The 1,120-nt window shown below is 68.0% G+C and carries 1 protein-coding gene; it reads left to right on the top strand.

Features of this window, described 5'->3' with window-relative positions:
• The first annotated feature begins 130 nt into the window (after positions 1–130).
• On the top strand, positions 131–1,117 hold the full coding sequence (locus TAE01_RS20365) for an IS481 family transposase (protein WP_147068630.1): 987 nt from the start codon (positions 131–133) through the stop codon (positions 1,115–1,117).
• Positions 1,118–1,120: the final 3 nt, after the last annotated feature.

Here is a 1,120-nt window from a genome sequence, read left to right as displayed (position 1 = left end):
CGCCTAGCTGTACTGATCGGGCACGTTGGTTGAGGGACTGCGACTTCACGCTGTGAGTTGCTGACATGGGAGGGCCTCCCGCGGTGGAGTGGAACTGCTCAAGGTTCACTTCGCCCAACAGGAGGCCCTCGTGTCCCACGCTAACGCTGCCCTGACCCCACGCGCGCGGCTCCGGGTGGCCCAGCTCGTCGTCGACCACAAGGTCCCGATCGTCGAGGTCGCGGCCCGGTTCCAGTGCTCCTGGCCCACCGTCAAGCGCTGGGCCGCCCGGTACGCCGCCGGTGAGGCGATGACCGACCGGTCCAGCCGGCCCCACTCGATGCCGGCCAAGACCAGCCCGGCGACGACGAAGCGGATCGTGGCGCTACGGCTTCGTAAGCGCCTGGGCCCGGTCCAGCTCGCTGCTCTGACCGGGGTCGCGCCCTCGACCGCCCATCGGGTCCTGGCCCGCTGCGGGCTGAACCGGCTGAGCCATGTCGACCGGGCCACGGGCGAGCCGGTGCGCCGTTACGAGCACGAGCACCCCGGCGGGATGCTGCACGTGGACGTCAAGAAGCTGGGCAACATTCCCGATGGCGGCGGCTGGCGCTACGTCGGGCGCGTTCAGGGACGGCACAACCGGCGATCGACACCGGGAAAACCCAAGAACGTGCATCACAACCCAAAGATGGGTCACGCGTTCGTGCATACCGTTATCGATGACCACTCCCGGGTGGCCTACGCCGAGGTCCACGACGATGAGACCGCCGCGACCGCCGTCGGCGTCCTACGCCGCGCGGTGACCTGGTTCGCCGAGCGAGGAATCACCGCCCAGCGGGTGCTGTCTGACAACGGCTCCGCGTACCGCTCCCACCTGTGGCGTGACACCTGCACTGAACTGAAGCTCAAGCATTCGAGAACCCGGCCCTACCGGCCCCAGACCAACGGCAAGATCGAACGCTTCCACCGCACCCTGGCCGACGGGTGGGGATACGCCCGCTGCTACGGCTCCGAAGACGAGCGCCGAGCCGCTCTGCCAGCATGGCTGCACGAGTACAACCACCACCGACCCCACACCGCCTGCGGGAACAAGCCACCCATCACCCGCTTAACCAACCTGTCGGGTCAGTACACCTAGCCC

The organism is Terrabacter aerolatus (assembly GCF_007991735.1).
GTDB classification, from domain to species: domain Bacteria; phylum Actinomycetota; class Actinomycetes; order Actinomycetales; family Dermatophilaceae; genus Terrabacter; species Terrabacter aerolatus.
This window is presented reverse-complemented; position numbering and strand designations above follow the sequence as displayed.